We start from the raw sequence: 26,094 nt of genomic DNA, 5'->3' as shown, positions 1-26,094 counted from the left end.
CTCGCCGGGGCCGCGCCCTAAGCTGGGGGCGCCACGGTGGCCAGCCACGCCAAGAGCGTCGCATTCACCTCCACCGGGCGCTCCATGGTCAACATATGGCCGCACTGTGGCACCAGGGTGAATTCAGCCCCCTTGATCAGCGCCATAATTTCGCGCGAGCATTCGGGCGGCGTGAGCCGGTCGCCGTCCCCGCACAGGACCAGCGTCGGACAGTTGACCGCGCCCAGATGAAGCCGTGCATCGGGGCGCGCCATAAGGGCCCGGTTTTGCTGTATCAGTTGCGTCACGCCGGCGTTCAGCACCAAGTCAAGATAAGTCTGCAGCAGTGCCGTGTCGTTGGCCCGGCTTGGATGAAAAGCCATTGGCAGGTTGGCGGTCAGTACCGCCTTGGCCCGACCCTGCTCGAACATTGCGATAGCCGCTTCGCGCAGCGACCGCATGGCATCGGTTTCCGGTCGGGCATTGGTGCCCAGCAGCGCCAGTGCCTTGATGCGCTGCGGCGCCTGGCGGACGACTTCCATGGCAAGCATGCCGCCCATGGAAGCGCCACACAGGATGAGGTCGCCCGGATGCGCCCGAAGCAGGGCGCTGGCCATGTCCGCCAGGGTGGCGTGGCGGGCGTGCACATCGGTCACCACCGGGTCGAGGTGAGATGGCATGGCGATCAGTTGATGGCGCCACATGACGGCATCGGCGGCCAGGCCGGGAAGAAATACGAGTTGGGTCATGCAATAGGTTTCTGTCAAAGACTGGCGTATATTGACCTATCTCAAGATGGCGCCCAAGGGCATGCCCTACGCTTGAGACGTTCAACCTCATAGTCAAGCCGGAGAAAAAAATGAAGATACTACTGCCTGTGGATGGTTCTGCCGTCTCGCTGGAGGCTGTTCGCTTTGCCATACGCATGGCGAAAGATGGTCTTGAGACCAGCGTGGTGCTGGCGAATGTTCAGGAAACCGCCACTTTGTATGAGTTGGTGGTTGCGCACGATCCTCAAGTGATCGAACAGGTGAGCGCGGCCGCCGGCACCCACACGCTGGAACCGGCGGAGGCCCTGCTGAAGGAGGCGGGCATTTCCTATGAATGTGAAGTGGCGTCGGGCGACCCGGCGCACACCCTCATCGATATCCTGGAGCGCTTTGGATGCGACCTCGTGGTCATGGGTGCCAGCGGAACCAGCACTCTGCGCAGCGCATTGCTGGGTTCGGTATCCAATGAGGTTCTGCATTCAGCGAGCGTGCCGGTGATGATTGTCAAGCTGGATGAAACACTTGTGCTTGATGCGTCTGAATGACGGTTTGACCCGGCGTCCAGATTGACATGGCGCAGGAGTTCCCCGAGCGTCCGACCGGTCATTGGCATCTGCAGGATGCGCACGAACTGGCGCGTCAGCACGGCGTAGATCCGGCGCATGGCCTGCGGGAGGAAGAGGCCAGCCGACGTGCCGAGCACCATGGTCCCAATGAAATCCAGGGGCGACCGGGCCGCGGACCGATGGGGCTGTTGCTTGACCAGTTCAAGGATTTCATGATTGTGGTGCTGATCGCCGCCGCCGTCGTGTCGGGCGTGATCGGGGATCTGGTGGACACGCTGGCCATCCTGGTGATCGTGCTGCTCAATGCAGTGATTGGTTTTGTCCAGGCATGGCGGGCGGACCGGGCCATGGCGGCGCTTCAGCAATTGGCCGCTACACACGCCACGGTGCTGCGCGACGGGCAGGCGCAGGTCATTGCGGCGGCCCAACTGGTGCCGGGGGACATTGTGTTGCTGGAAGCCGGCAACCAGATACCGGCAGACCTGCGGCTGATCGAGATTGCGCAGCTCAAGGTGGACGAATCGGCCCTGACCGGTGAGTCCGTGACGGTCGAAAAACATGCTGCGACGCTGACCGGCATGGTCCACGCGCTGGGTGACCGCCTGAACATGGCCTTCAAGGGTACGACAGCGACACACGGGCGCGGCCGCGGTCTGGTGGTCGCTACCGGCATGGCGACCGAACTGGGCAAGGTGGCCGGACTTCTGGATCGGGACATTGATCGCAGCACGCCACTGCAGCTGCGCCTGGCCAGTTTTGGCAAGCGGCTGGCGCTGGCGGTCATCGCCATCTGCATCGTCATTTTTCTGGTCGGTGTGCTGCGCGGTGAAGATTCGGTGCTGATGATCCTGACTGCGGTCAGTCTGGCGGTGGCCGCGATCCCCGAGGCCTTGCCTGCCGTGGTGACAGTGCTGCTAGCGCTGGGTGCGCGTCGCATGGTGTCGCTCAACGCGCTGATCCGTCGTCTGCCGTCGGTCGAGACACTGGGCTCGGTCACGTTCATCTGCTCCGACAAGACCGGCACCCTGACGCAGAACCGCATGCATGCCGAGCTGCTGCTGGCAGATGGGCAGGAGTGGGCACCGGGCAGCGAGGCTCCCGGGGCGTTGCATCTGGAGCTGTTGCGTGCGGCGGTGTTGTGCAATGACGCCAACCGCAACCGCGAAGGGGTGTGGCAGGGCGACCCGACGGAGACGGCGCTCACGCAAGTGGCCTTGGAGCATGGGCTTGACAAGGCGGACCTTGATCGGCACTTCGAACGCGTACAGGAACTCCCGTTCGACTCCGAACGCAAGCGCATGACCACCTTGCATCGGGTCGACGACGGCTTCATCGCTTACACCAAGGGCGCACCTGAATCGGTGATTCCTTTATGCAGTTCGCAATGGCGCGTCGATGGTCTGGTCCCGATACAGCACGAGGCCGTGCTGGCCGCCGCCGATGCCCTGGCGGCGCAGGGCCTGCGCGTGCTGGCGATAGCCAGCCGACCACATGCAACACTCCCCGTTCCCGGCGAGGTCGGGTCGGTGGAGTCCGGCATGAGCCTGATCGGCCTCGTCGGTCTGATCGATCCGCCGCGACTGGAGGCCGCTGCGGCCGTACGTGACTGTGTCACAGCGGGCATCAGGCCGGTCATGATCACGGGCGACCATCCGGCGACGGCACTGGCTATTGCGCGGCGTCTGGGCATCGCGACGGATGGCTACACCCAGGTGCTGACAGGCGCTGAGTTGGCAGCGATGGACGAGTCGGTTTTGTACGAACGCGTCGCCACCGTGCGGGTCTATGCGCGTGTTGATCCGGCACAAAAGATTCGCATCGTTGAGGCTCTGCAGGCGCGCGGTGAATTTGTCGCGATGACCGGGGACGGCGTGAACGATGCGCCGGCACTCAAGCGCGCCGATATTGGCGTGGCGATGGGCCGTGGCGGCACCGACGTGGCGCGCGAGGCGGCAAGCCTGGTCTTGCTGGACGACAACTTCGCCACCATCGTTGCCGCAGTGCGGGAAGGCCGGCGCATTTACGACAACATCCGCAAATTCGTCCGTTACGCGATGACGGGAAATTCCGGTGAGATCTGGACCATCTTTCTGGCTCCGCTGATGGGTCTGCCGATTCCGCTGCTGCCGATCCATATCCTGTGGGTCAACCTGGTGACCGATGGCTTGCCGGGCCTGGCGCTGGCGGCGGAGCCGGCCGAGCGCGGCATCATGCAGCGGCCACCGCGCCCGCCGCAGGAAAGCCTGTTTGCGAACGGCATGTGGCAGCACATTCTGTGGGTGGGTTTGCTGATCGGCGGGCTGTGCCTGCTGGTGCAGGCCTGGGCCTTGTCCACCGGCCATGCGCACTGGCAGACCATGGTTTTCACCGTGCTGACGCTGGGGCAGATGGCGCATGTGCTGGCGATTCGCTCGGAAACCGAGTCACTGTGGCGTTTGGGTCTGGGCTCAAACCGGCCGCTGCTGGGCGCCGTGCTGCTGACCTTTGTGCTGCAACTGGGCACGATCTATGTGCCGGTTTTGAATCCGATTTTCAAGACCGAGCCTCTCAGTCTGGCGGAATTGTCGATATGTCTTGGGGCGGCCGCCGTGGTGTTCATCGCGGTCGAGATCGAGAAGCTCTGGCTGCGGCGCAAGCGCCAGTCCTTGGCCTGATCGACTCGTTGGGAGGGCTTTGGGTTCAGGCCGCTGGCGGTTGCGGCCAGGGCTGCTGCGGATCGCGCAGCAACTCAAAGGCACGGGACACCTGCAACACGCCCAGATCATCGAACCGCTGGCCGGCAATCTGCAGTCCTATGGGCAAGCCACTGCGCGTATAGCCGCAGTTGATGGAGGCCGCCGGCTGCTCTGACATGTTGTAGGGCACCGTGAAGCCGATGTGTTCCAGCGGGCGAAGCGGGTCGTTGGTGGGGGAGGGCAGCTCGGCCGCAAATGCCGGCATCGGGGACGTGGGCGAGATGACGTAATCATAAGGTTGGCACGCACGCACCGTGGCCACGCGCGTGGCATGAAACTGGCTGAAGGCGGCGAACACCTGTGGCCCGGACATGCCCGCCGCACTGTCAGCCCATTGCTGGATATAGGGCAGCACGCTGGCCTTTTTGTCAGCAGGGAGCGCAGACAAGTCCATATGGGAGCGCATGCGCCAGGCGTGGTCCATGCCATCGAGCATGGCCTGCGTCATGAACGGTGACATGGGCTCGACGATGGCGCCAGCGCGCTCAAAAATGCGGGCAGCGCGTTCAATGGCGGCGCGAACTTCAGGCTCCACGGGCAGTCCGCAGCCAGCCTCCATCAGCAGCCCGACCTTGAGCCCGCGCAGGATGCCCACGCCCCGATCAAATTGATCCCAGGCGATTGGCTGGTACGGCAGACTCATGCTGTCGCGTGCATCCGGCAGTGTCAGTGCCTGCATCATCAGCGCCGAGTCGGCGACGGTCCGCGTCATGGGGCCTGCCGCACGGCCGGTGTAAGGCGGATCGATCGGAATGCGACCCAGGCTGGGTTTCAGGCTGAAGATGCCACACCATCCCGCCGGCAGACGCAGCGAGCCGCCAATGTCGGTACCCATGTGCAGCGGGCCATAACCCGCTGCCGCGGCAGCGCCGCCCCCAGCGCTGGAGCCTCCCGGTGTCTTGCTGAGATCCCACGGATTGCGCGCCAGCGGGTGAAAGCTGGACAAACCACTTGAGAGCATGCCGTAGTCGGGCATGGTGGTCTTGCAGACCATCACGGCGCCGGCCTCGAACAGGCGGGCGGCGGGCGGCGCGTCAGCGCTGGCCGGCGTCAGGTCGGTCGCCCGGGTGCCGAGCGGCATGGGGTCGCCCCGGGTGGCCAGGTTTTCCTTGATGGTGACAGGCACCCCGTCCAGCGCCCCACAAGGATCGTTGCGCTGCCAGCGGGCCTCGCAAGCCCGTGCTTGCTCAAGCGCAAGCTCAGGCCGTAGCAGATAGGTGGCATGGATATGCGGCTCCCACCGTTCCATGTGCGCCAGCACCGATTGGGTCACCTCCACCGGCGAGAGGTCGCGCCGCTGGTAGGCGGCAATCAGCTCATGTGCGCCGAGATCGTGCAGTGCAACGCCGGGTGTGGACATGCTGCGTCAGGTCCGGGAAATCAGGACCACGACAGTGCCGACACGTCGTTCACAAACACCGGCATGTCCTTCCAGAGGCCCTTGAGGTTCTTGTTGGCCACGGTGATCCATTGCGGCTGGTACAAGAAGCCGTGGACGGCGTCATTCGCCAGCATGCGCTGGGCGTCACCGAGCAGCTTGGCGCGATCGGCAGCACGCGGCGCGTTCTGGATCTTCTCGAACAGGGCAGTGAACTGGGGTGATTCGTAGCCCCAGTAGTAGCCGGGCTTGGCGAAGTTACCGAGGTCAAACGGTTCCACGTGCGAGATGATGGTGAGGTCGTAGTTCTTGTTGGCATAGGTGCCACTGAGCCACTGGGCCCACTCCACATTCTCGATTTTGGCCACGATGCCGATCTTGGCCAGTTGGGCCGCAATCACTTCACCGCCCTGCCGCGCATAGGGTGGGGGTGGCAGTTTCAGGCTCAGTTCCAGCGGAGTCTTGACGCCTGCTTCGGCGAGCAGGGCTTTGGCCTTTTCAATGTTGAATGGATTGATGCCGGTGGTGTCGACATAGCCCAAAGCGCCTGGCGCATAGTGGCTGCCAATGGGCACGCCGTAACCGTCGGCACCGCCTTCAATGACGGCTTTTCGGTCAATCGCCGCGGCAATGGCGCGGCGCACGCGCACATCGTCCAGCGGTTTCTTCTTGTTGTTGATGGCCAGAATAGTCTTGGCGCGTGAGCCGCTCACCACCACCTGGAACTTGGGGTTGGCTTTGAATTGCGCCACGCTGCGCGGTGTGACGCGAGGGAAGGCATCCACATCGCCTGCCAGCAGGGCGGCTACCTGGGCCGCTGGATCGCTGATGAAGCGGAATGTGACCTTCTTCATCCTGACGCTGGCGGCGCTCCGGTAGCGATCCCACTTGGCCAACGTGACTGACGAGCCCTTGTTCCAGCTGGCGAGTTGATAGGGGCCCGTGCCTACGGGCTTGGTTGCGTTGGTGTCTGCGCTCTTCGGCTCCACGATGATGGCGGTGGCCTGGCCCATCAAAAACAGGAAGTCGGGGTCCAGCGATTTGTTGAGAATGACGACGGTGTAGTCATCAATGGCGGCCACGCTCTCCATGCCGGAGAACGTGCGTTTGTCCTTGTTGGTGCTTTTGTCAGCGCCGGCGCGCTCAAAGGAGAACTTCACCGACTTGGCGTTGAAGGGTTCCCCGTTCTGGAACTTCACACCTTTGCGGAGTTTGAAGGTGTAGGTTTTTAGATCGGGCGACACTTCCCAGCTCTCGGCCAACAGGGGCGACACGGTGCCATCAGGGTTGATTTTTGTCAGCGTCTCAAAGACGTTGTAGTGCACGATCTCGGCAATGGCAGACGCCGCGCCCGCGGTTGGGTCGAGTCCTGGTGGCTCCAGTGTCATGGCCAGAACCACGCCATCCTTTCTGCCCTGCGCCAGGGCAGCCATTGGCAGCGATGCCAGCGCGGCGCTGGTGGCCGCCGAGGTGAGTATGTGACGACGATTGATCATGATGATTTTCCCTGTCAACAAATGAGTTCTGAACCAAGACTTTGCGTTACTGCAGGACGAACAATACCATTGCCGGACTCAGCAGGGCGAGGCATCGTCGGGACCAAAATGGCAGGCCACCAGATGACCCTCGCCCGCGACCCTGAGTTCGGGTCGCTGTGCGTCGCACAGTGCCTGTGCCTGGGGGCATCGTGGCGCATAGGGGCATGCCGTGGCTGGATGCTGGCGCGGCGCGACAACGATGGTGCGTTTCCTCTGCCCCGGTGTCGCATTGGGGATCAAACGAGGCACGGCATCGAGCAGTGCACGGGTGTAGGGATGGGCGGCTTCACGGAATAGCGTCATCGGCGACCCCTGCTCCACAATTCGCCCCTGGTAGATGACGGCGATTTCCTCGCACAGGTGATCGACCACCGCCAGATCGTGACTGATGAGCAGATAGGTCACGCCAAACTGTTGCGACAGATCCTGCATGAGGTTGAGTACCTGGGCCTGCACCGAGACATCCAGCGCGCTGACCGGCTCGTCCGCCACGATCAGCCGGGGGCGCGTGATCAGGGCACGGGCGATCGCCACACGCTGGCGTTGGCCACCGGAAAACTCATGCGGGTACTTGCCCAAATCGTTGCTACGCAGCCCTACCGACTCAATCACCTCCCTGGCCATGGTGCGCATGTCTGCGGCAGGGGTGTCGTCGAGGGCGGCCAGAGGTTCCGTGACAATGCGTTCCACGGTCTGGCGTGGGTCGAGCGAAGCATAGGGATCCTGGAACACCATCTGGAAGTTGCGCCGCGCAGCCCGCAGGGCAACGGGACTGAGCTCATTCAGCGCTTGCCCGAGAAGACGAACTGAGCCGGTCGTCGGCGGCTCCAGCGCCATGACCAAGCGTGCCAGGGTGGACTTGCCCGAGCCGGATTCACCGACCACGCCCAGGCTTTTGCCGCTGGTCATGCGCAGGCTCACACCCTGCAGGGCGTGCACGACCGGACGCGGGCCCCACAGACGTTCCCGCGGCAAGGCATAGGCGCGGGTGACCTGGTCAAGCTGCAGCAGCGGTTCGGTCATGGCGACTCCCCGACGCTTGCCTGCCGGGTGGAAGTAAGGTCAAGTCGCAGGCAGCTCGCCTGGTGTGACTGGCCCAGGTCGCTCGGCAGGGGCCGGATGGTGGCGCACTCGGCAATGGCCAAAGGGCAGCGGTCAAGAAAAGGGCAGCCGGCGGGCAAGTCGATCAGCTCCGGCACGGTACCGGCGATGGTGGTCAGGCGGGCGCCACGAGCCGCGCCCAGACGAGGTCGTGCACCAAACAGGCCACGTGTGTAGGGGTGTGCCATGTGGGCGAAAACCGTGGCGGTCGGGCCACTCTCCACCACTGTGCCGCCATACATCACCATCATGCGGGAGACATTCTGGGCAATGACGCCCAGGTCGTGGGAAATCAGCAGGAGAGCCATGTCGCGCTCCTGCACCAGGTCGCTGATGAGGTCCAGAATTTGCCCCTGAATGGTCACATCGAGCGCGGTGGTGGGCTCATCGGCGATCAGCAGGTCGGGCCCACAGGCCAGCGCCATGGCAATGGTGATGCGCTGGCGCTGGCCGCCCGAGAATTGATGGGGATAGGCATCGATACGGCGAGCGGCTTGCGGAATGCCGACACGGTCCAGCAAGGCAATGGCTTGCTGTCGCGCGGCTTTGACGGAGGCCCCGCGGTGCAGTCGCAGTGGTTCTGCGACCTGGTGCCCGATGGTGTGGACCGGATTCAGCGCTGTCATCGGCTCCTGAAAAATCATGCCGATGCGGTTGCCCCGGAGGTGCCGCAGTGTTGCCTCGTTCATGCCGACGAGTTCCTGCTGGTCAAAGCGGATGCTGCCGGACACGACGGCGCTTTCCGGCAGCAAACCCATGAGCGACATCGCCGTGATCGATTTGCCACAGCCGGATTCCCCGATCAGGCCGAGCGTCTCACCACGCTCCAGACGAAAATTCACGCCGCGAACTGCATCCGCCGGGCCTCGCTGGGTTTGCAGTCGGACACCCAAATTTTGAACTTCAAGCAGTGCCATTTATCGCTTTCGGGCCAGGCGCGGGTCCATCAGATCGCGCAGTCCGTCGCCGAGCAAGTTAAGGCCCAGCACGGCCATCGCGATGGCGACGCCAGGAAACACGGCCAGCAGCGGTGCCTGAAACATCAAGGTCTGTGCCTCGGCCAGCATGCGACCCCAGGAGGGCTGCGGCGGCTGGGTGCCCAGACCCAGATAGGACAAGGCTGCCTCCGCCAGGATGGCCAGCGCAAACTGGATGGTGGCCTGCACGATCAGGACGGACGAAATATTGGGCAGGACATGATCGAATGTGATCCGCCACGGTCCCTTGCCGCAGGCGCGCGCGGCCAGCACGAACTCACGCGACCAGACCGCGTTGGCGCTGGCCCGGGTGATGCGGGCAAAGGTCGGGATATTGAAGATGCCGATTGCAATGATGGAGTTCACAATGCCGGCGCCGAACACGGCAGTCAGCATGATCGCTGACAGGATGGCGGGAAATGCGAACGTGAAGTCCGACAGTCGCATGATCAGCTCTTCCAGCCAGCCGCGCCGGGCGGCCGCCAGCAGGCCCAGCGCGGTGCCAGCCAGCAATCCAATGCTGACGGCAATCACCCCGACCAGGATGGAATTGCGCGCACCAACCAGCAGCAAGGACGTGACGTCACGGCCAAAAGGATCCGTACCGAGCCAGTGCTGGGCGTTGGGGGACTGCAGTTTCGCGGCCATGTCGATTTCATACGGCGACCATGGCGTCCAGACCAGTGAGAGAGCCGCTGCCAGGAGCAGCAGCAGGCTCAGCACCGCGCCGATGGCAAAACTACGATGGGCCAGCGCGCGGGACATAAAGGTGGCTGGCCGGTGTGCGGTGGCCGCCTGGACCTGGCTCATACGTCGCTTGCCTTCACGCGCGGATCGATCACGGCATACAAGACGTCCACGACGAAGTTCACCACAATCACCATGGCGGCCAGCAACATGACGCAATTGCGCACCACGATGAGGTCCCGGTTGGAGATGGACTGGAATACCAGTCGACCCAGGCCCGGCAGATAGAAAACGTTTTCCACCACAATCGTGCCCGCGAGCAGATTGGCGAATTGCAGCCCCATGACCGTGACCACCGGAATCATGGCGTTGCGCAGCACATGGCCCCACAGGATGGCACGCTGCGACAAGCCCTTGGCCCTTGCGGTACGCACGAAGTCTTCACGCAGTACTTCGAGCACCGCCGAACGGGTGATGCGCGCCAGAATGGCGGCCTGAACCACGGCCAGCGAGACCGCAGGCAACAGCAATGATTTGAGGGCTTCGGCCACACCGTCGCTCCATCCCGGAAAGCCGCCCGCCGAAAACCATTGGAGGTGAACCGAGAACAGCAGAATGAGCAGAATGGCAAACCAGAAATTCGGTACTGCGATGCCAATTTGGGTGAGGCCCATCAATCCGACATCACCCAGACGGTTATGCCGCGAGGCGGCATAAATACCCACAGCCAGTGCCAGCACGGTAGTCAGCAGCATGGCGATCACGGCCAGCGGAACGGTGACGGCCAAACGCTCGAGCACCAGTTCAAGCACGGGCGTACTGTAGGTGTAACTCTCCCCCAGATCACCGACCAGCAGTCCGCTGATCCACAGCCCGTAGCGCGCCAGGGGCGGGTGGTCCAGTCCCAGCTTGGTGGACAGTGCCTGGACAGCCTCAGGCGCCGCGTCGGGCCCCATCAAAACCTGAGCCGCATTGCCGGGCAGGATTTCCAGCACCAGAAACACCACGATCGAGGCCGCCACCAGCGTGGCCAGCAAGGTCAAGAGTCGTTTGAAGAGAAATAAACCCATGAAAACTGGTCAGACCGTTGCGTGGTGCCCGCTCATGGCGATACGAAGTTTCGGTCGTGTTGGCATGACGCCAGTAGGGTGTTCGGCCCGCGATGCGCGGGAACGCCGATAATTCGATTCATGTTGTTTTGCCTGAATACTTTTGACACTGTAGCGGATGGTAATCCATGGCTTTGATCATCACTGACGAGTGCATCAACTGCGATGTGTGTGAGCCTGAGTGCCCCAACGAGGCCATTTTCCTGGGTCTCGAAATTTACGAGATTGACCCGCAAAAATGCACTGAATGCGTGGGCCATTTTGACGAGCCCCAGTGCGTTCAGGTGTGCCCGGTGGCTTGCATACCCGTCAACCCGCAGTTCGTGGAAGACCGGGAAACGCTGTGGCAAAAATACCGGCGGCTGCAGCACGAAATGAAGAAAGCCGTCAGTCCTTGAATAGGCAGGGCCTCGTCAGGATTTGAGTTCATCCTTTTTCCCCGGGCGTTTTTTCGCACTCTGTTTTTGCTTCTTCTCGCCTGGAATCTGTGCGGTGAAGTGTTCTGGTGTTTTCTTTTTTTTCTTCTTGGCGTACGCCGTGCTGGTGTCCGTTGCCGTGCTGGCGACTTCTGGCTTCACCGTCGGCGTGTTGGCGGCAATAGCTGTTTTTTCCTGTTGCAGCCGAGCCTTCTCCAGGGCATCGGCGGCTCGGGCATCACGACGGGTCGCCAGATCGGCTTGCGTTTTTTGCCCAGGGGTTCGCTGGTCTGCGGCGTCGACGATTGCACCACCGGGGCAAGGTGTCTGGCTGTATGCGTCTCCACACTTGTAGACATTTTGAGCCATAGCCCCCGTCGATAAAGCGATGATAGCTATTAAAACAGTAGCAATTGGTGTGCGAATCTGCATGGTGTGCTTCCTGGTCGATGTTGTTTGTTGAGCCCGGATTTACGGGGATGGAATTTCTGGTCTGGGCGGTTTCGGCCTTGGCGGCTTGCTGGTATGCACCAGCATGGTGGCCTTTTCCATTTCTCCCGCCAGCAAGTGCGGCAGGGCCTTGAGCGCACGGGCAATGCTTTGATCGATGGCCACCCGGTGGTCCAGCGAGGGCTTCTTCAGTACCCAGTTGACGACTTCGGATTTGACGCCTGGATGGCCAACTCCCAATCGCAAACGCCAGTAGTCGTCCGTTCCAAGCTGGGCGTGAATGTCGCGCAAACCGTTGTGTCCGGCGTGACTACCGCCAAGCTTCAGCTTGGCCTCGCCAGGAACGATATCCAACTCGTCGTGGGCGACCAGTATTTCCTGCGGCTGTATCTTGAAAAAACGAGCCAGGGCGCTGACTGACTTGCCGCACAGATTCATGAAGGTCTGGGGTTTGAGCAGCCACACTGTTTGTCCGTTCACGGATGTTCGTCCCACCAGGCCATGATAGGTCTTGTCCATCACCAGCGGCGTTTTCAACTCACGGGCAACCTCGTCCAGCCACCAGAAGCCGGCGTTATGACGGGTGGACTCGTACTCGGGGCCAGGATTGCCAAGGCCGACAAACAATTTGATCATGCGCAAATTATCAGGGCAAGAGAACAAAAAAAATGGCCCACCGAGGTGGGCCATCTGCATGCCGTTAGCGGGCAATTTCTGGATTACTTCTTCTTGGCTGCAGGCGCTTTTGCGGCAGCAGGAGCTTTGGCTGCAGGTGCAGCCTTGCCAGCTGCTGCCTTGCCGGCGGCTGCGGGCGCAGCAGCTGCGGCGCCTGCTTCGGCGGCTGGCACTTCTGCACCAGCAACGGCCACCACGGACACGAGAACCGGGTTCTTGTTTCCACCACGGGACACCGCTGTCACACCCTTGGGCAGAGTGATGTCGGCCAGGTGCAGCGAGGCACCTTTCTTCAGACCACTCAAGTCAACAGCAATGAACTCGGGCAGATCGGAAGGCAGGCACAGCACTTCAATTTCAGTGATCACATGGTTGGCGATGCAGCCTTCTGTCTTGATGGCAGGCGAGTTCTCATCACCGCTGTAGTGCAATGGCACCTTCATGTGCAGTTTGGTGTTTGCATCAACGCGTTGGAAGTCGATGTGCAGAATGAGCTGCTTGAAGGGGTGCATTTGAACGTCACGCAGCAATACCTTGCTGTCTTTGCCGTCAAGTTCCATGTCCAGCACGGTAGCGTGGAATGCTTCCTTCTTCAGGGCATGCCACAGTGCATTGTGGTCAATTTCGATTTGCAGTGGCTCAACACCGCCACCATAAACGATACCGGGCGTGCGGCCGGTGATGCGGAGACGGCGGCTCGCACCCGTGCCCTGCTTTGCGCGCTCAAAAGCGACGAATTTCATAATATTCACTCCTGGAGGAGTCCACCGCGACCAGTGTGACTCCGATTTAAAAAAGGCTCACAGCACGTTTTTCTTCGTGCGCGAGCCCACTTTTGCCCGAATCAGAAAAGATTTTCCTGATCCGAGAACAAACTCATGACCGACTCTCCCTTGGCGATGCGCTGAATCGTCTCGGCAATCAGCGGCGCCACGGTCAGTTGCCGAATTTTCCGGCAGGCGGACGCCGCCTGGCTCAAGGGAATGGTGTTCGTAACCACGACTTCATCGAGCGCATCGCCATTGGTGATCCGTTCAATCGCGGGGCCCGAAAAGATGGGGTGCGTGCAATAGGCGTAAACCTTTTTCGCGCCGCGTTCTTTCAACACTTCCGCGGCCTTGACCAAGGTGCCGGCGGTGTCGATCATGTCATCCATGATGACGCAGTTGCGTCCGTCGATTTCACCGATGACGTGCATCACCTCGCTCACATTGGCTTTGGGGCGACGCTTGTCGATGATGGCCAGGTCGCAGTTGAGCTGTTTGGCCAGGGCACGGGCGCGCACCACGCCACCCACATCGGGGGACACCACAATCAGGTCTTCATAGTTCTTCTGGCGCAAATCGCCCAGCAAGACGGGGGATGCATAAATGTTGTCAACCGGGATATCAAAAAACCCCTGGATCTGGTCAGCGTGCAAATCCATGGTCAACACACGAGCCACGCCAACGGCCTGCAGCATGTTCGCCACGACCTTGGCGGTAATGGGCACACGGCTTGAGCGGGGGCGACGGTCTTGCCGTGCATAGCCAAAATAGGGGATCACGGCACTGATGCGCTCGGCTGACGCGCGCTTGAGCGCGTCGACCATGATGAGCAATTCCATCAGGTTTTCGTTGGTCGGGGCGCAAGTGGACTGCACCACGAAGACGTCCCGGGCCCGCACGTTTTGATTGATTTCGACGGTCACTTCACCATCAGAGAAGCGTCCCACCGTTGCGGCACCCAGTCGGATACCCAGGTGGCTGGCAATTTCCGCCGCCATGCCAGGATTGGCATTGCCGGTAAAAACCATGAAGTCAGGGGGTTGAGGAGCCTGCATGAGTATCCCAGCGATTGAGTGGCGTTTGCGTCTGTACGTTCGGTGCCCGTTACGTACAACTTAATATTTGGCAGGGGAGGAAGGATTCGAACCTTCGCATGCTGGAATCAAAATCCAGTGCCTTAACCAGCTTGGCGACTCCCCTACACGGGTCGGCGGCTAAACGCCGTCAACCGATAACTTGTCGCTGGTTGCCCAACCCAACAGGGGATGAACATCCAGACTGTTGCACAACCTGATCTGAAACGCGCCTGGAGCGCCCGTCAAGTCAATGTCACGCAACACTTGTGCAAATACCGCGCTTCCAGAGCCTGTCATCCGACCATTGAGCCCACGCGATGCAAGCCATTCAATAGCCTGGGTCACGCCGGGACAAAGTCTTTGGGCAACACTCTGCAAATCGTTACGGCCAAAACCGAAAGCATCTACAGCGAAGCCTGAAATTATAGCAGTTTCGCTGTCCCTTTTTAGCGCCGGGTCCGAGAAAATCAATCCGGTATCCAGTCCCTCGGCAGGCTTTACCACCAAAAAACGGCCTGCCGGCAAGGCGACCGGGACTATTTTTTCACCGATACCTTCGACCCAGGCATTGCGCCCACCCAGAAAGAATGGCACATCCGCACCCAGTTGAAGCCCGATCTCGGCGAGTTTCTCCAGTGGGTAGTTGAGTTTCCAAAGACGATTCAGCGCGAGCAGAGTGGAGGCGGCGTCGGATGAGCCGCCGCCCATGCCGGCCTGCGCGGGAATGCGCTTTTCAATGCCGATGTGAACACCGAGTGGACTACTGTTGACCTCTTTCAGTGCGCGTGCCGCACGCACAACCAGGTCGTCAACCGGCAAGGGGGTGCCGAGATCTTCGCGACTGATTTCCCCGTCGGCACGAAGTTCGAAATGCAGCGTGTCGCACCAATCGATCAGCATGAAGACCGATTGCAGCAGGTGGTAGCCATCGCTTCTTCTGCCCGTGATGTGCAGAAACAGGTTGAGCTTGGCCGGGGCTGAAATGTCGTAGAGCGACTTCATGGATTGCAGAGGTCGGTGCGTCTCATGGTTCCAGGACCAGACGAAGTTCCGCCAGTGGGGCGGGCGTCGTCCGCCGGGCCGTGATCCGGCCGTTGGCGTGCTGTGACAGGTCGGCGGTCCATCCCTCCGCGGCCATGTGGTCTCCGGCCAGCCATGCAAAGAGCGCCGCCACCGGTATCTCGGTGCCCAGAGCCTGTTTGATCAAGGCGTCAAGCGAGTCAAAATGGCGCACATCGCCATTGGCGCGCATGAGCGCTGTGTGGGCAGACCATGACAGCGCGGCGGCCGTGGTTCCCAATGGTGTGTACAAAATCAGATCGCCGGCCAGGGCGTTGCCGGTGAGCTCAAATCCGGCGGCAAGGGATTGCGGTTGATCAGATTCCACCCGGACGGCCAGTCGCCCGCGCCAAAGCGAGATTTCAGACTGATTTGCGGTCGGGACCCTTGTCGGAACTGCGCAACCTGCTATAAAAAGAGAAGCGGCAAGAACTGCCGCGCAGAGCACTTTCATCGGGCGCATCACAACCTGACACGCAGGCGTTTGAGTGTTTCGAGCAAGGTCTCGTTCTCAGGATTGATTTGCGCACCCTCTTTCCAGATGCTCACAGCCTGATCGCGCCGACCCAAGGTCCACAAAACTTCGCCCAGATGGGCGGCAATCTCTGCATCCGGTTTGGCTTTGAATGCAGCCTGAAGAATGCGCAAGGCCTCCGCCAGATTGCCGCTCCGGTACTCAACCCAGCCCAGACTGTCCGAAATGAACGGGTCGCCTGGCGCGTATTCCAATGCCTTCTGAACAAGCTGCCTGGCTTCCGGCAAGCGTGTGTTGCGTTCGGCCAGTGAATAGCCCAGCGCGTTATAGGCATGGTGATACTCGGGTTTGCCAGCGATCACACTTCGCAGCAGGCGCTCCATTTCTTCCAGATTACCCAGTTTTTCGGCCACCATGGCCATGTCGTAGACAAGATCAAAATCGCTGGGATTGCGGGTGATTTCCTCTGTCAGAAGCTCGTGCGCCGCCCTGTATTGTTTGCTTTCACGCAGCAACTGGACTTCTGCGGTGAGCTTCAGGCGAGCGTCAGCTGGGGACTTCTCAGGCTGACTGCGAATGAGTTTGCGCGCCTCTTCGAGCTTGCCTTGCCGGGCCAGGATCGCGGCTCGCCGAAGCTGGGCGTTGAGCAAGTCGGCAGGGCTGTCAATGCGCTTGAGCCAGGAGTCGGCTTGAACGAAGTCCTTTCTTTGCTCTGCAATCTGGGCCAGGGAGAGGTAGGCCTGCACCAGGCCACGGTCCGCTTCAGCGCGAGGTGCGCCCGTGCGCTTGGCCAACGCCAGTTCCACATAGCGCTTGAGGGAGCGTTCGGCGACAGATGGTTTGCCATCCTGCAATTCCAGTGCGCCACGGATCAGCCAGCCTTGCGCATAGTCGGGCTTTTCGGAGGTAATGACCTGTAACTGGGCCGCTGCTTCGGCGTAGCGCTGAGCATCCAGCAAAGCGCGCACGTACTCCATTCGCACCTCGGGCAATGGCTTTCCTTCGAGATACTTTTTGACAATGGCCTCGGCTTGTGGCGTCTTCGGGCTCATCATGGACAAGGCCAGTACGGCGGGCCCTTCCGATTCGGCATCCAATGCCTGCGCCCTGGCGGCAGCATCCATGGCACCGCTGATGTCGCCAGCATCAAGACGCATGCGCCCGACGACGGTCCAGGCGGAAACGCCGACGCCTGGTGCAGTCAGATAACCCGTCAGAGCCTGTTCCACAATGGAGGCGGCAAGCTTTTTGTCGGTGGCCCGTGCAAAGTAGCGCGGAAGGGACGAGACGACGGCAACGCGGTCTTTGGCGTCTGCCGCCGCTATCTCGCGTTTGAGGGGGTCCAGGGTCTCGCCGATGCGATTGAGGCCAATCAGTATCTGCAAGACGTATCGATTGGCTTCTCTGGACGCTGGCCGTGCCTGTTTCCAGGCGCGGGCGGCCAGCAGTGCGGAGTCGCCCGATCGCGCCTGCAGAGCAATGTCGACCGCGCGTTGGTACAGCCTGGGATCATTCGTTTTTCGTGCTGCGTCAAGAATCAGCGAGTAAGCTGCGCCGGGCTCCCCTTCCCGGACATTGAGTTCGCCCAACAACAGCTGATAAAAGAGTTCGCTGTCCAGCGCCGAACTGATTGGCGCCGTCGTTTGGCCATTCGGCGCTTGTGCGTTTGCGCTCAGCGCGAAAACAAGGAGGGCAAGGAGGGAAAGACGGTTGAAACGCGACATCGCACCATAATAATCCATGCCAGCCAATTTACTTTCCCATGCCTGAATTACCTGAAGTCGAAGTCACGCGACTGAGTTTTGCCGACGCGATCGCCAGCGCCAGAGTGGTGTCCGTGCATTTGGGAAAGGCCCTGCGATGGCCGCTGGGGTGTCCTGTGAGCCAACTGACGGGGCGAACGGTTCTTGGAGTGCGCCGGCGCGGCAAATATCTGCTGATTGACCTTGATCAGGGCTTGCTGCTGGTGCATTTGGGCATGTCCGGGAGCTTGCGTTTTGCAGTGCACTTGCCACCTGCCGGCAGCCATGATCATTTCGAGATGCTGACCACCCATGGAACGCTCAGACTCAACGATCCACGCCGGTTTGGCGCAGTGGTCTATGCGGACAGTGAAGACGCTCCCGAGGCCCGCAAGCTTTTGGGGAAGCTCGGCATGGAGCCCTTATCGGACAGTTTTGATCTCAGCCAATTCCATGCCGGATTGAAGCGCCGCAAGGCGGCGATCAAGCAAGTGTTGCTGGCGGGCGACGTTGTGGTGGGTGTAGGCAATATTTACGTTTCGGAGGCGTTGTTCCTTGCTGGCATCCGGCCAACACTGAGCGCGGCGCGTCTGAGCCGACCGCGATGCGCCAGGCTTCACGCTGCGATCCGGGACGTGCTGGCACGCGCGGTGGCCAAGGGTGGCAGCACCCTGAGGGACTTCAGCAGCGCCGATGGCGAACGAGGTTACTTTCAGCTTGAGGCCATGGTTTACGGCCGGGAAGGGCAGGCCTGCCGGGTATGCGGGACCCCCATCAAATCTTTGCGACAAGGTCAGCGGTCGACGTTTTATTGCCCAAATTGCCAGAAAGTGTGAGTGCGCCGGGAGGGTGCGGTGCTATATTGAAAGATTGCGCGGAGGAATTTTGGGCACTTCATTCAACGAAAAATTCGATCAACATGGCACATGGCGGCGTGAGTTTGCCCTTCGTCTGAAGTTGCTGGCCGAGTGGATGAAAGACCACGAACTGCTGGATTCCGCCGTGGAAGAGCGTTTGCGCCGACTGGAAACCCGGGTCCGTACCGACAAAGTCATGGTTGCTTTTGTGGCAGAGTTTTCCCGCGGGAAATCCGAGCTGATCAATGCCATCTTCTTTGCGGGCTATGGTCGACGCATCATGCCTGCAAGTGCCGGCCGCACGACGATGTGCCCGACCGAGATGGGGTACGACGCAGACGTGCCGCCTTGCCTGCGGCTCTTGCCCATTGAAACACGCATGCAGCCGCAGTCGCTGATGGAGTGGCGCATGGTGCCGGAGAAGTGGACACGCATTGATCTGGATGTGAATGACCCAAAGCAACTGTCGGTAGCGCTTGAGAAGGTGGCGGAAACCCGTCGCGTGACGCAGGACGAAGCCAGGGCGCTTGGATTCTGGCAGCGCGAAGCGCCTGAAGACAACCCGATGGTTGATGCGCAAGGTCTGGTGGAAGTGCCCAAATGGCGGCATGCATTGATCAATATCGCCCATCCACTCTTGAAGCAGGGCTTGGTGATTCTGGATACGCCAGGGCTCAACGCCATCGGTGCCGAGCCGGAGCTCACCGTCAGTCTGATTCCCCAGGCGCATGCGGTCGTCTTCATTCTGGGCGCTGACACCGGCGTGACCAAGTCGGACCTCTCCATCTGGCGTGAACATCTGATCAATGACGCAGACGACACGAATTCAAGGCTGGTGGTTCTCAACAAGATTGACACTTTGTGGGACGCCCTCAGTTCGCCGGCCCAGATTCAGCAACAGATTGAGCGCCAGCGGGCGTCCACAGCCGAGATTCTGGGCATCCCCAAGCATCAGGTCATTCCGGTATCTGCGCAAAAAGGGCTGGTTGCCAAAGTGACGGACGATCCGGAATTGCTGGAACTCAGCTGCCTGCCGGCCCTTGAAGACGCCCTCAGCCAGGGCATCATGGGTGAGCGGCAGAAATTGCTGGCTGCTGCCGTCGCCAGCGGCATTTCGGACTTGCGTGCCGAGACTGGCCGTGTCATCAATATTCGCAGACGTGATCTGACCGAGCAGATGATGGAGCTCAAGGGGCTTCAGGGCAAGAATATCGCCGTGATCAAGAACATGCGGTCCCGGATTTCCCAGGAGCAGGCCGAGTTTGATCTTGGCGGGGCGAAAATCCATGCGGTGCGCTCGGTCCACTTGAAGCTGCTTCGTGAAGTGTTCAGTCTTTTGGGGCCAACGGCACTCAAGAAGGAAATGGCCGAGCTCACCAAGGTCCTGCATCAAAAAGGTCTCAAGCTGGGTGTCAAACGTGCCTACGGTCAAACCTTTGACCGGTTGCGCGAGAGCCTGCGGCAGGTCCAGTCCATCAGCGGAGAAATTCAGTCGATGCTGGCGGCGACTTTCCGGCAATTGAATGCCGAGCATGGATTCTCGTTGCAGGCACCGACCGAGCCTTCCATGACCGGCTATCTGCATGATCTTGATCTGGTGGAGCGCAGCCATCTCCAGTATCTGGGCATTGGTAACGCTTTCAGGTTGGCGCAACCCGAGTTTTCGGATCGTCTGGTGCGTGCACTGTCTACGCGTCTTCGTGTCATCCACGAAACGGCGCTGGGTGATATCGAGTTGTGGAGCAAATCGGCCGCGGCCCAACTGGATGCCCAGTTGCGGGAGCGGCGCCGTAACTTCGGCCGACGCCTGGAAGCCATTGACCGCATCCAGCAGGCCGCTGGAGGGCTTGAGGACCGAATCGGCGAGATACAGGCCCAGGCGAATGCCCTGCATCAGGTGGATTCCAAACTGCTGGAGTTGACGGACTATTTGGTGACGGCGGCCGAGCCGGTGCGTCCCCGGGCGGTCCCTGCATCTGAACTGGTTTGACGAACAGCGTTGATGGGCTGGTGATGGATTTCTCCACCCAGGTGGTGCAGTGGCAAAAGACCCATGGGCGAAACGAGTTGCCCTGGCAGAACACACGGAATCCCTACCGCGTCTGGTTGTCCGAAATCATGCTGCAGCAGACGCAGGTGGCGACTGTTCTGGACTATTTCCCCCGCTTCCTAGAGCGCTTTCCAGATGTAGGCTCACTGGCCGCCGCACCTCTTGATGACGTCTTGGGCTTGTGGAGCGGTCTGGGGTACTACAGTCGCGCGCGCAACCTGCATTTGTGCGCCATCGGGGTCGTCAGCTTGCACGGCGGCGTTTTCCCAAAGACTGCGCAACTGCTTCAAACCCTGCCGGGTATCGGTCGTTCTACCGCCGGCGCGATTGCATCCTTGTGTTTCGGTGAGCGCGTTGCCATTCTGGATGGCAATGTCAAGCGGGTGCTGACCCGCGTGCTGGGCTTTGATGCCGACCTGGCCATGGCGGCCAACGAGCAACGGCTCTGGGATGAGGCGTCACACCTGCTACCCGTGCGCAATTTGCACGAGGCGATGCCGCGCTACACCCAGGGCATGATGGATTTGGGTGCCACCGTTTGCGTTGCCAAAAAGCCGGTCTGTGGGGTCTGCCCGGTTGCGAAGTCATGTGTGGCGCGGGGTCTTGGTGATCCCGAACGCTATCCCGTGAAGACCCGAAAACTAAAACGCAGTTCACAGTCGATCTGGTTGATGTGGGCGCAGGCCCGGGACGCATCCGTCTGGCTGAGCAAGCGGCCAACTCCAGGTGTCTGGGCAGGGCTCCACTGCTTCCCGCTTTTCGATAGTCGCGAAACACTGGAAGCGGCGGTTCCTGCTCGCTATCGTCCCATGCTCCGTGAAATGCCCACTTTTAAACACGTCTTGACCCACAAAGACCTGTTTTTGCATCCGGTCCAGGTGCAATTGCCGACCTCTGCGATGACTCCGTCAGCGGGGATGTGGATTGCTGCGGATGAATGGCCCCGCCTGGGCTTGCCGGCACCTATCAGGAAGTTGTTGGTCCAGGGCTGACAGGGTTGGCGGGTGCGGCGCCATCGTCATCATGATGCCGGTCAAATGGTCTCCAGTTCCCGGTGCCGCTTCAATGTGACCCACTTGTTTCCAAAAAGCTTGGCGAGCTCTTCCACCAGGTAGACCGAGCGGTGTTGTCCGCCGGTGCAGCCAATGGCGACCGTCACGTAGCTTCTGTGATCCCGCGCCAGCGCATCCAGCCAGCGATTCAGAAACTCCTCGATGTGCCCCAGCATCTGAGCAACATCCGGCTGCTGGTTAAGGAAGGCCGCGACGGGTTCGTCCTGACCCGTCAGATTGCGCAGCTCCGGCTCATAGTGCGGGTTGGGCAGCATGCGCACATCGAACACATAGTCGGCGTCGCCCGGAACGCCGCGTTTGAAGGCAAACGATTCGAATACCAGCGTCATCTGCTCGCCGGGCGTTGAAATCAGTGATTTGACGTAGCTCTGCAACTGCGAAGGTCGCATGATGCTGGTGTCGATGACATGGGCCTGTTCGCGCAGGTCCGCCAGCAACACGCGTTCCAGTTCGATGGCATCCACCAGCGCACGCCGCAGGTCCTGTACCGAGTGGTCGGCGTCGGATTGCGACAGTGGGTGCTTGCGCCGCGTCTCGGAATACCGTCGCACCAGCGTCTCGGTCGAGGCATCAAGGAACAGGGACCTGATCATGACGCCCTGCTTTCGCAAGGCCGAGAGCTGCTCCGGCAACAGGGGGAGCGATGTCGCGGTGCGAACATCCATCGCGATGGCCACCCGGCTGGCCTTGTGCGCTTTCTCCAGCGCCACAAAGGGCTGAAGCAGTTCGGGGGGCAGGTTGTCCACACAGAAGAAGCCGGCGTCTTCCAGTGCACGCAGAACCACCGACTTGCCGGAGCCCGACATGCCTGTAATCAGAACGATCTGCAGATCGAGGGTTTTCGTTTTCATCAATTCATTCCCGCGCTTGCAGCATTTCCTTGGCGTGGGCCAGCGTGGTGCCGGAGAGGCGCTCACCACCGAGCATGCGTGCCACTTCTGCCACCCGTTGCTCACCCTGAACTGCAACGACTGAGCTCACGGTCGAACTCCCCTTCAATTGCTTCGCCACCACCAAATGATGGTCGGCACAGGCGGCTACTTGCGGCAGGTGCGTGACGGCGAGAACCTGCCGGTCAACACCCAACTGCTTCATGAGGCGACCTACGGTCTCGGCCACCGCACCCCCCACGCCAGCGTCGACCTCGTCAAAAATCAGCGTCTGCGCGGTGCCGAGCTGGCTGGTTGTCACCGCGATGGCCAGCGCGATGCGAGACAGTTCTCCGCCGGATGCCACCTTGTTGACCGGTCTGGGTGAGCTGCCGGCATGCCCCGCCACCAGAAAGGCGACCTCTTCCAGGCCGCTCTGCATGGGTTGGGCAGACTTCTGCAGCGTTACTTCGAACTGGCCGCCTTGCATGCCCAGACCCTGCATGGCTTGTGTAATGGCTTTCGCCAGTTGCGGGGCGGCTTTGACGCGGGCCTTTGACAACAGCTTGGCCTCACGCATGTAAGCGTCGAACGCGGCCGTCTGGGCCGCTTCCAGCCCTGCCAAATCAGCGGCAGCGTTCAGTTTGTCGAGTTCCTGTTTCCAGGAGGCCAGCAAATCGGGTAACTCTGCCGGGGCTCGTTTGTAGCGTCTGGCCAGTGACAGCCACAAGGCCATGCGCTCGTCGAGTTCACCCAGGCGTTGCGGGTCAAGCTCGGTCTTGCGCAGGTAGGCGCGAAGAGAATGAACGGTGTCTTCCACCTGCGCCAGACTTGAAGACAAAACCTCGGTCAGCTCTCTGAAATAGGGCTCAAGGTGCTCCTGTTGTTGTAGCGTCTGGCAGGCGCTGTGAAGCGCACGCAGCGCGCCGCCATCATCGTCATCCAAAGCCTGCGCGGCGCCCTGCGCGGCATCCATAAGGGCTTGCGCGTTGGACAGACGGCCATGCTCCGTGTTGAGTTCGGTCCACTCGTTGGCCAGTGGCGCCAGCTTTTCAACTTCACCAATCTGCCATGCCAGGCGTTCACGCTCACGTTGCAGTGACTCTTGCGCCGCATGGGCTTGGCTCAGGTCGTTTTGAGCCTGGCGCCAGCGCTGCCACAACATCACCAGTGCCGCGGACGAGACGTGGCCGTAGGCGTCCAGCAGGCCCCGGACAGCGTCCGGTCGCGTCAGACTTTGCCAGGCGTGCTGGCCGTGTATATCCAGCAGTTGCTCGCCAATCTCGCGCAATTGGGTGGCCGTGGCGGGGCTGCCGTTGATCCAGGCGCGACTCTTGCCCAGGGTGTCGACTGTGCGTCGCAGCAGAAGGCTGTCGCCGGGGTCAAATCCGGCAGTTTCAAGCCATGCTGCCAAAGCAGTCGTAGTGTCGAACTCGGCGCCGACTTCGGCTCGCTGGGTGCCTTCACGGATCACACCGACATCAGCCCGACCCCCAGTGACCAGTTGCAGCGCATCGATCAGAATCGACTTGCCGGCCCCCGTCTCACCGGTGAGAACAGTGAATCCACCGGCCAGATCGAGATCAAGCTCGCTCACGATGACGAAATCGCGCAGGACAATACGTTTCAAGCTCACGGTCAGGCCACTCCTTCATTCCAGTGCAGTTTCTGGCGCAGTGTGTCAAAGTAAGACCAGCCTTTGGGATGCAAAAAGCGCACATGGTGTTTCGAGCGCGTTACCACTATGCGGTCACCGTGCAGCAGCGAAGCCAGCGATTGCATGTCGAAATTCGCGCTGGCGTCCCGGCCTGCTACTATTTCAATAGCAATCTCTGCAGCATTGGAGAGGACAATCGGCCTATTTGACAAGGTATGCGGCGCAATAGGAACGAGGACCCAGCCCGGGATGGACGGGTGCAACAAGGGCCCCCCGGCTGACAGCGCATAAGCGGTAGAGCCGGTGGGCGTGGCAATGATCAGGCCATCGGCACGCTGGTTCGCCACAAAATGCCCATCCACCTCGACCCGCAACTCGACCATGCCCGAGGTGGCGCCGCGATTGACCACCACATCGTTCATGGCCAGCGCGTCAAATACACAGTGACCATCCCGCATGACACGGGCATGCATCAGGCTGCGATGGTCCTCTTCATAGTCACCCCGCAGCATGGGGGCCAGGGTGGATGTGAAACTGTCAAACGGGATGTCAGTAATGAAACCCAGCCGTCCCTGGTTGATGCCAATCAGCGGCACCCCAAAATGCGCCAGCTGGCGGCCAATGCCCAGCATGGTGCCATCGCCACCGACCACCAGGCAAAGGTCGCATTGCGCTCCAATCGCCGGAACATTAAGCACCGGATAGCCGGAAATCCCCATGTTGTGTGCCGTGTCGTGCTCAAAGACCACCTCGCAACCCTGGGCATGCAAAAAATGGGCGATGTCTTCCAGCGCGTTGCGGGAGAAGGCCCCCGAGGCACCCGACGCCACCGTCTGGTATTTGCCTATCAGTGCAACATGCCGGAATATTGATTTCATTCGCAAATTACATCACTAAAATGCCTTCATGCTGGATGACCGTGCCAAGTTGTTATTGAAAGCGCTGGTTGAGCGCTATATCGCCGATGGGCAGCCGGTGGGTTCGCGCACGCTCTCTAAAGCGTCAGGACTGGATTTGTCTCCCGCCACCATCCGCAACGTCATGTCCGATCTGGAAGAGCTCGGCCTGATTGCCAGCCCGCACACCTCGGCCGGACGGATCCCGACCGCGCGCGGCTACCGTCTGTTTGTCGACACCATGCTGACGGTGCGGCAAGGGCAGTTTGCGGCGCACAGCCTGGCGCCGGATCAACCGCAAAAAGTAATCTCCAACGCGGCCAACCTGCTGTCCAGTCTGTCCCAGTTTGTGGGCGTCGTGATTGCGCCGCGTCGCTCCTCCGTTTTTCGCCATATTGAGTTCTTGCGACTGTCCGAGCGGCGCCTGCTGGTCATCATTGTCACGCCCGAAGGTGACGTGCAAAACCGCGTGATTTTCACAGAGGTTGACTACTCCCAGGCGCAGTTGGTTGAGGCAGCCAATTATCTGAACAGCAACTACGTCGGGCTCGCTATTGAGCAGGTTCGTGAACGGCTGAAAAACGAAGTTGAATCGCTCCGTTCGGAAATCGCCAGCCTGATGCAAGCGGCAGTGGCCGTCAGCTCCGACGCCATCTCGGAGACCCAGGACGAAGTGGTGATTTCAGGCGAGCGAAACCTGCTGGCGGTCACCGACTTTTCCAATGACATGGGTCACCTGCGGCGTGCTTTTGAGCTGTTTGAGCAAAAGGCGCAACTCATGCGTTTGCTTGATGTGGCAGGCCAGGCCGAGGGTGTGCGTATTTTCATCGGCGGTGAAAGCCAGGTAGTGCCATTCGAAGACCTGTCCATCGTCAGCGCCCCTTACGAGGTGGATGGCCAGGTGGTCGGTACCCTGGGCGTTATCGGCCCGACGCGCATGCCCTACGACCGGATGATCCAGATTGTGGACATTACGTCGAAATTGGTCAGCAACGCCCTGAGCCACCACAAGTAGGCCTTTACAATCCGTAGTTCGGTTGGGCCGTTAGCTCAGTTGGTTAGAGCAGAGGACTCATAAAATCTTAAAGTGACATTTCGCAAGCCCTTGCGAGTGCTCATGAATTTCTCTATTATTGGCGTAAGTCTTTGATTTTAAAAGACTTTTCAGTACGCTGTGGTGTGCTGGACTTGG

24 protein-coding genes and 1 tRNA gene are annotated in these 26,094 nt (G+C 60.6%); 7 read left to right on the top strand and 18 right to left on the bottom strand.

Annotated features, from left to right (window positions below):
- Nucleotides 1-17: 17 nt before the first annotated feature.
- Nucleotides 18-728: an alpha/beta fold hydrolase gene (locus tag Q7T10_RS04755; RefSeq protein ID WP_304746491.1), complete on the bottom strand. Its 711-nt coding sequence runs from the start codon at nucleotides 726-728 to the stop codon at nucleotides 18-20.
- A gap of 110 nt (nucleotides 729-838) precedes the next feature.
- Between Q7T10_RS04755 and Q7T10_RS04750 the strand changes: the two genes are divergently transcribed.
- Both Q7T10_RS04750 and Q7T10_RS04745 read left to right on the top strand, forming a co-directional pair.
- Entirely contained in the window at nucleotides 839-1,294 is a 456-nt protein-coding gene (locus Q7T10_RS04750; RefSeq protein ID WP_304746490.1) for a universal stress protein, read from the top strand.
- 26 nt (nucleotides 1,295-1,320) lie between these two features.
- Nucleotides 1,321-3,969 carry a cation-translocating P-type ATPase gene (locus Q7T10_RS04745; RefSeq protein ID WP_304746487.1) on the top strand — a complete coding sequence of 883 codons (2,649 nt, stop codon included), beginning with the start codon at nucleotides 1,321-1,323 and terminating at the stop codon, nucleotides 3,967-3,969.
- Between the two features lie 25 nt (nucleotides 3,970-3,994).
- Here the strand turns inward: Q7T10_RS04745 and Q7T10_RS04740 are convergent, their stop codons facing one another.
- From Q7T10_RS04740 to Q7T10_RS04715, 6 genes are all read right to left on the bottom strand, one after another.
- Entirely contained in the window at nucleotides 3,995-5,410 is a 1,416-nt protein-coding gene (locus Q7T10_RS04740) for an amidase (protein WP_304746485.1), read from the bottom strand.
- Between the two features lie 20 nt (nucleotides 5,411-5,430).
- Complete coding sequence (locus Q7T10_RS04735; RefSeq protein WP_304746483.1) at nucleotides 5,431-6,924, bottom strand: ABC transporter substrate-binding protein; 1,494 nt, start codon at nucleotides 6,922-6,924, stop codon at nucleotides 5,431-5,433.
- Nucleotides 6,925-7,002: 78 nt separating this feature from the next.
- Nucleotides 7,003-7,989, bottom strand: coding sequence for an ABC transporter ATP-binding protein (locus tag Q7T10_RS04730; protein ID WP_304746481.1), 987 nt, complete (start codon nucleotides 7,987-7,989; stop codon nucleotides 7,003-7,005).
- A complete protein-coding gene (locus tag Q7T10_RS04725) occupies nucleotides 7,986-8,984 on the bottom strand; it encodes an ABC transporter ATP-binding protein (RefSeq protein WP_304746479.1) in 999 nt (332 codons plus the stop codon). The genes Q7T10_RS04730 and Q7T10_RS04725 overlap by 4 nt, the downstream gene beginning before the upstream one ends.
- Complete coding sequence (locus Q7T10_RS04720) at nucleotides 8,985-9,854, bottom strand: ABC transporter permease (protein WP_304746477.1); 870 nt, start codon at nucleotides 9,852-9,854, stop codon at nucleotides 8,985-8,987.
- Nucleotides 9,851-10,801, bottom strand: coding sequence for an ABC transporter permease (locus tag Q7T10_RS04715; protein ID WP_304746475.1), 951 nt, complete (start codon nucleotides 10,799-10,801; stop codon nucleotides 9,851-9,853). The genes Q7T10_RS04720 and Q7T10_RS04715 overlap by 4 nt, the downstream gene beginning before the upstream one ends.
- A gap of 167 nt (nucleotides 10,802-10,968) precedes the next feature.
- On the opposite strand from Q7T10_RS04715, the gene Q7T10_RS04710 reads away from it, so the two are divergent.
- Nucleotides 10,969-11,238 carry a YfhL family 4Fe-4S dicluster ferredoxin gene (locus tag Q7T10_RS04710; RefSeq protein ID WP_304746473.1) on the top strand — a complete coding sequence of 90 codons (270 nt, stop codon included), beginning with the start codon at nucleotides 10,969-10,971 and terminating at the stop codon, nucleotides 11,236-11,238.
- Nucleotides 11,239-11,253: 15 nt separating this feature from the next.
- Here Q7T10_RS04710 and Q7T10_RS04705 read toward each other — a convergent pair whose 3' ends face one another.
- From Q7T10_RS04705 to Q7T10_RS04670, 8 genes are all read right to left on the bottom strand, one after another.
- Entirely contained in the window at nucleotides 11,254-11,688 is a 435-nt protein-coding gene (locus tag Q7T10_RS04705; RefSeq protein WP_304746471.1) for a hypothetical protein, read from the bottom strand.
- 39 nt (nucleotides 11,689-11,727) lie between these two features.
- A complete protein-coding gene (pth, locus tag Q7T10_RS04700) occupies nucleotides 11,728-12,342 on the bottom strand; it encodes an aminoacyl-tRNA hydrolase (protein WP_304746469.1) in 615 nt (204 codons plus the stop codon).
- Between the two features lie 83 nt (nucleotides 12,343-12,425).
- Nucleotides 12,426-13,124: a 50S ribosomal protein L25/general stress protein Ctc gene (locus tag Q7T10_RS04695; protein WP_304746467.1), complete on the bottom strand. Its 699-nt coding sequence runs from the start codon at nucleotides 13,122-13,124 to the stop codon at nucleotides 12,426-12,428.
- A gap of 101 nt (nucleotides 13,125-13,225) precedes the next feature.
- A complete protein-coding gene (locus tag Q7T10_RS04690) occupies nucleotides 13,226-14,203 on the bottom strand; it encodes a ribose-phosphate pyrophosphokinase (RefSeq protein ID WP_304746465.1) in 978 nt (325 codons plus the stop codon).
- 68 nt (nucleotides 14,204-14,271) lie between these two features.
- Nucleotides 14,272-14,348 (bottom strand) — tRNA-Gln (locus tag Q7T10_RS04685).
- Between the two features lie 14 nt (nucleotides 14,349-14,362).
- Nucleotides 14,363-15,226 carry a 4-(cytidine 5'-diphospho)-2-C-methyl-D-erythritol kinase gene (gene ispE, locus Q7T10_RS04680; RefSeq protein ID WP_304746462.1) on the bottom strand — a complete coding sequence of 288 codons (864 nt, stop codon included), beginning with the start codon at nucleotides 15,224-15,226 and terminating at the stop codon, nucleotides 14,363-14,365.
- A gap of 22 nt (nucleotides 15,227-15,248) precedes the next feature.
- On the bottom strand, nucleotides 15,249-15,737 hold the full coding sequence (locus Q7T10_RS04675) for a lipoprotein insertase outer membrane protein LolB (RefSeq protein WP_304746460.1): 489 nt from the start codon (nucleotides 15,735-15,737) through the stop codon (nucleotides 15,249-15,251).
- Between the two features lie 8 nt (nucleotides 15,738-15,745).
- Nucleotides 15,746-17,500, bottom strand: a complete 1,755-nt coding sequence (locus Q7T10_RS04670) for a tetratricopeptide repeat protein (protein WP_304746458.1) — start codon at nucleotides 17,498-17,500, stop codon at nucleotides 15,746-15,748.
- Nucleotides 17,501-17,520: 20 nt separating this feature from the next.
- On the opposite strand from Q7T10_RS04670, the gene mutM reads away from it, so the two are divergent.
- From mutM to mutY, 3 genes are read left to right on the top strand one after another with little or no spacing between them, the layout of a single operon-like run.
- Nucleotides 17,521-18,336, top strand: coding sequence for a bifunctional DNA-formamidopyrimidine glycosylase/DNA-(apurinic or apyrimidinic site) lyase (gene mutM, locus Q7T10_RS04665; protein ID WP_304746456.1), 816 nt, complete (start codon nucleotides 17,521-17,523; stop codon nucleotides 18,334-18,336).
- 49 nt (nucleotides 18,337-18,385) lie between these two features.
- Nucleotides 18,386-20,347, top strand: a complete 1,962-nt coding sequence (locus Q7T10_RS04660; RefSeq protein WP_304746454.1) for a dynamin family protein — start codon at nucleotides 18,386-18,388, stop codon at nucleotides 20,345-20,347.
- Nucleotides 20,348-20,370: 23 nt separating this feature from the next.
- Nucleotides 20,371-21,399: an A/G-specific adenine glycosylase gene (gene mutY / locus Q7T10_RS04655; RefSeq protein WP_304746517.1), complete on the top strand. Its 1,029-nt coding sequence runs from the start codon at nucleotides 20,371-20,373 to the stop codon at nucleotides 21,397-21,399.
- A 41-nt stretch (nucleotides 21,400-21,440) separates the two neighbouring features.
- On the opposite strand, the gene rapZ is transcribed toward mutY, so the two are convergent.
- From rapZ to Q7T10_RS04640, 3 genes are read right to left on the bottom strand one after another with little or no spacing between them, the layout of a single operon-like run.
- Nucleotides 21,441-22,331, bottom strand: a complete 891-nt coding sequence (gene rapZ / locus Q7T10_RS04650; RefSeq protein WP_304746452.1) for an RNase adapter RapZ — start codon at nucleotides 22,329-22,331, stop codon at nucleotides 21,441-21,443.
- A gap of 4 nt (nucleotides 22,332-22,335) precedes the next feature.
- Nucleotides 22,336-23,985, bottom strand: coding sequence for a DNA repair protein RecN (gene recN / locus Q7T10_RS04645; protein ID WP_304746450.1), 1,650 nt, complete (start codon nucleotides 23,983-23,985; stop codon nucleotides 22,336-22,338).
- 2 nt (nucleotides 23,986-23,987) lie between these two features.
- On the bottom strand, nucleotides 23,988-24,884 hold the full coding sequence (locus tag Q7T10_RS04640; RefSeq protein WP_304746448.1) for an NAD kinase: 897 nt from the start codon (nucleotides 24,882-24,884) through the stop codon (nucleotides 23,988-23,990).
- Nucleotides 24,885-24,912: 28 nt separating this feature from the next.
- Between Q7T10_RS04640 and hrcA the strand changes: the two genes are divergently transcribed.
- Entirely contained in the window at nucleotides 24,913-25,917 is a 1,005-nt protein-coding gene (gene hrcA, locus Q7T10_RS04635; protein ID WP_304746446.1) for a heat-inducible transcriptional repressor HrcA, read from the top strand.
- Nucleotides 25,918-26,094: the final 177 nt, after the last annotated feature.

Origin of the sequence: Rhodoferax sp. (assembly GCF_030646845.1) — a bacterium.
GTDB lineage: Bacteria > Pseudomonadota > Gammaproteobacteria > Burkholderiales > Burkholderiaceae_C > Rhodoferax.
The sequence above is the reverse complement of the archived record's forward strand: the minus strand, read 5'-3'. Positions and strand labels throughout refer to the sequence as shown.